The 3,754-nt window shown below is 37.5% G+C and carries 4 protein-coding genes; 1 reads left to right on the top strand and 3 read right to left on the bottom strand.

Going from position 1 to position 3,754, the window contains the following annotated elements; translation table 11 throughout:
- Nucleotides 1-336: 336 nt before the first annotated feature.
- Complete coding sequence (locus tag ACPYKA_RS19675; RefSeq protein WP_479543892.1) at nucleotides 337-588, bottom strand: hypothetical protein; 252 nt, start codon at nucleotides 586-588, stop codon at nucleotides 337-339.
- A gap of 202 nt (nucleotides 589-790) precedes the next feature.
- Here ACPYKA_RS19675 and ACPYKA_RS19680 point away from each other — a divergent pair, with 202 nt between their 5' ends.
- Nucleotides 791-1,246, top strand: coding sequence for a CotY/CotZ family spore coat protein (locus tag ACPYKA_RS19680; RefSeq protein ID WP_479543893.1), 456 nt, complete (start codon nucleotides 791-793; stop codon nucleotides 1,244-1,246).
- 47 nt (nucleotides 1,247-1,293) lie between these two features.
- On the opposite strand, the gene ACPYKA_RS19685 is transcribed toward ACPYKA_RS19680, so the two are convergent.
- Nucleotides 1,294-1,683, bottom strand: a complete 390-nt coding sequence (locus tag ACPYKA_RS19685; protein WP_479543894.1) for a CotO family spore coat protein — start codon at nucleotides 1,681-1,683, stop codon at nucleotides 1,294-1,296.
- Nucleotides 1,684-2,014: 331 nt separating this feature from the next.
- Nucleotides 2,015-3,754: LPXTG cell wall anchor domain-containing protein (locus ACPYKA_RS19690; RefSeq protein WP_479543895.1), on the bottom strand; the 1,740-nt coding region annotated here is incomplete at its 5' end.

The following is a 3,754-nucleotide window of genomic DNA, read 5'->3' on the forward strand; positions in this document are numbered from 1 at the left end:
AGAAACATTTAGAAAATAAAACAAGCTAAAAAAGTTGATCATGCGTTACCTTAAACGGTAGTGATTCTGTTTTTGGGACATGCGAGATCGCTTTGCGTTACCTTAATTGTTGTTGAGGCACGTTCTCGGGTACGCGAGATCGCCTTGCGTTACCTTAAACGGTGGTGATTCTGTTTTTGGGGCACGTAAGATCGCCTTGCGTTACCTTAAACGGTGGTGATTCTGTTTTTGGGGCATGCGAGATCGCCTTGCGTTACCCTAGCTGACGGCTGTACACCTTTTGGGGCACGGGAGATTTTTCCTCTTTAGGTTCCTCCTTCGTAAGTTACTTCTTGTTTATATTTTTTTATTGATCATTTTTCCTTTCCCTGTCAATGCTGCCTTTTCTCCTGCACTAATATATAATAATTCTCTTTCTTTTTCTTTCAATATATCATAAAATGTCTTTTCGTCATCAAATTCACGATTAATTTTATAAAAATTTACTCGATGAGGTGCATCAATATAATGAGGACTTCTACTTTCCTTGATTATACGACGTTGATAATCGTTATACGTATAATGTGTAATTGGTAAGATGTATCCCATTTTAATCCCCTCCTATCTACTCTATACCCTTTTTCTCACTTTCTTATGCCTATTTTCTTAAAAATTATTTTTTGTTTTAGATCGGGCTTTTACTTCGATAAAATAAAGAATGCTTGATAAATGCCTACACACCCCACCCATTTACACATATTCTATTAATGACTTCAATAAGTCAGTATGTAAATAGAAAGGAGACATTTTCATGGGTTGTGGAGAAGGCCATAGAACGGGAAGCTGTGTATGCGATGTCCTAAGGGATATTGCACGCGCTCAAAGAGATATTACAGAACTTGAGTGTGACACGAGTTGTGAAAAGTCAATTAGTGATCTATTAGGTGAAACGGAAGTTCGCAACGGATTGGACACTGTTCCTGTGTTGTTATATTGTCAAGATGGATGTAAACCATTTAAAGGCTTTGGGGCTCATCCAAGAAATATCGGAAAAATCAAGTCTAGTTTCTTCTTCAGAGTAAAAAGCGTTACAAAAGATTGCTGTGCAGTACTTGAATTATTAAGAGATCCAAACGACTCAGATCCAAATCCACACAATCCTGTTGAACAACACACCAAACATTTAAGAACGACTGGAATTTGCATTACTGTAGACGTAAAGTGCTTCTGCCACGTTACTTGCTTACCAGCAATTTCAGCATTTTAATGGAAATAAAAAAGGCACCATCGAGCAAAAAGTTCGATGGTGCCTTTTTAAAATCCGATTAAAAGAATATCTTTTATGTCACTCTTGTTGATTTCTGTAGTACCACGACCAATAACTCGCATTGTTACTGAATCGCCTTCATCAGCAATCAAAACTCCCCGATATTCTTTTTCTTCCGTAATCACTTCACATCGAATTCGTGGTACTTCACTCGGCAGATTAACTAAATAATCAATTTTCCCATCCATATTTAGCCCTTTAAAAGAACTGTCATTACCGTATTCCCTTGTATTTTCCTCGGTTAGTTGTTCTTCCTTTTCTTCAGTTTGAACAGAAAGATCCCGACCAAAATAGCTGTCTTGCATATAGGCTCTAGGCTTTTGAAAATCTGGTTGGTCAATATACATTAATGGTTCAATGAAACGTTCACCTTTCATGAACACCGTGCCCCTTTCAAGTTCAGTCTCTAACCCATTATATGAGCCTATATATCGAAATGTGATTCATAATAAATACATTATTTTTTTAGAAAATCTGCTTATCACCAAACCTTTATTGCGGGGGGATAAGTTGCACTTACGAGTGATTGACGTAGCTGTACCGGCGCCTGAGATAAATGCTTTACGGTGGGATGAACGATAATTGCAAATGCAATTCGATGGGACGAGTAAGCACAGTCCCGGGACGCCCGAGCTCTTAGCCAGTGTTTATACTTATTTAATTGCCAAAAAAGAACTAGAGTTTATAACCCTAGTCCTTTTTTTATAATTATTCCATTACTTTTCTTTTTCTGAGAACTATTAATGAAGCACCTGCAATCAATGTAAGAGCTCCGATTAAAAGAATCGTATACATATTTGTCGCTGTGTTCGGTAATGATAAGCCAGTTCCGTCTTGTTTGTCAGCTACACTATCATCGCCATCTTCAACAGTAACTTTCACATCGCCAGAGCCGTTATCGTTATTCTTTCCGTCTCCGCCTGTTCCTGAATCACCATTGTTATTATTGTTTCCACCATTGCCATTGCTTCCATTATCGCCTTTGTTTCCACCATCGCCATTGTTTCCATTATCGCCTTTGTTTCCGCCATCGCCATTGTTTCCATTATCGTCTGGTTTTTCATTATCATCGTCGTCATCTCCAGGAGGAAGACCGATATCTGCATATTTTCCAACCTCAAATGGAACGTTTATTGTTTCAACGACTTCCTCTCCATCGCGGTATAAAGTTACTTTTACTTTCATACTTTTCAATTGATCAATAGAACTATTCGTAGATCCAACTGCTGTAAAGTAACCAGTGAATCCAGATGCACCTTTTAAATCACCAATATCAACCGTTGCAGTATTGCCATCCCAGTCTACTTTTACATTGCTACCGCCAGTATACTTAGGCTTTTCAATTTTAATTGCACTTGGAACATCAAATTCCATTTTCACCTTTTCAACGTCAGCGATATCAAGATTTTTCAATTCATACTTAAAGTTAAAGCCCATTTGTTTCCCTGTAATTCCTGGGTAATCAGGAATTATTTGTGCAATTGCATTAAAGTGCCATTCAATATCCATGTCTGAAAAGTCGACGTTAATATGGCCATCAAATTGACCAACTTCATTATAGCCTGCATCTAGAATTTTAAATACAGAAATTGTTTCTGATGTAACGATCGCATCTGAAACACCGACAACAGGGATGCGATACGTTAACTCGCCTTCTTTTCCTTGCTCTAATTTAGGAAGTTTTAAAGCTACTGCTCTCGCGTCCTTATAGTTCAATATTTCCACATTAGCCGGCATATTTTCATCATCTACAACTTCCACACTTTCAGGTAATTCGAAAGCTACATAAAGATCGTTCACACTATCATTTGTTTGATTTTCCGCTTGTACTTTCACATCAAGGAAATGATACTTTTTGTCCTTATCGTACGTAGTTTTTCCTGTGATAGACCCGCGTAAATCAATTTTTGGATTTTCCTCCATTACAGAAAATTCAATTTCTCTTTGACCATTTAGTTGGCCAATTTCTTCATAATTACCTGCATTAACATCAACATTCAATAAATACATATTAAGATGCGGATCATTGTCATTCTCTACACCAGTTAAGGCAATCTGCTTATCTACATATTCTGAACTAGATGATTTTACATCTGGAATCTTAACTGCTAAACCATTTTTTCCAGCAATTCTGATTGGGACAACACCACTAGGAGGTTCTTCTGCTACTTCAACCCCGTTTGGTAAAGTAAATGCTACCCACTTATTCTTAATTTCTTGAGTTGTATGGTAATTCATGATTCCAGCTTGTAAATCAAGTACGTAGTGTCCTTTGTTGAAATCGTAGGTAATATCGCCACTTGCTGTACCGAATACGTCATTTAAGTTTAAATCTTCTTCCTCTTCTTCGTCCTCGTCAGCTTCTTCCTCTACTGCTTCATCTTCTTCATTTACTTCTGAATCCGTTTCTTCATTCGGATCTTCTGTTTCATCTTCTTCTGTAGCGCT

The sequence above is a fragment of the Pseudogracilibacillus amylolyticus (SeqCode) genome (assembly GCF_051918545.1).
GTDB lineage: Bacteria > Bacillota > Bacilli > Bacillales > Amphibacillaceae > Pseudogracilibacillus.

Bases quoted from the DNA above. Each gene is read 5' to 3' on its own strand.
- ACPYKA_RS19675 (WP_479543892.1), bottom strand. From the start codon at position 588: ATGGGATACATCTTACCAATTACACATTATACGTATAACGATTATCAA.
- ACPYKA_RS19680 (WP_479543893.1), top strand. From the start codon at position 791: ATGGGTTGTGGAGAAGGCCATAGAACGGGAAGCTGTGTATGCGATGTC.
- ACPYKA_RS19685 (WP_479543894.1), bottom strand. From the start codon at position 1,683: ATGAAAGGTGAACGTTTCATTGAACCATTAATGTATATTGACCAACCA.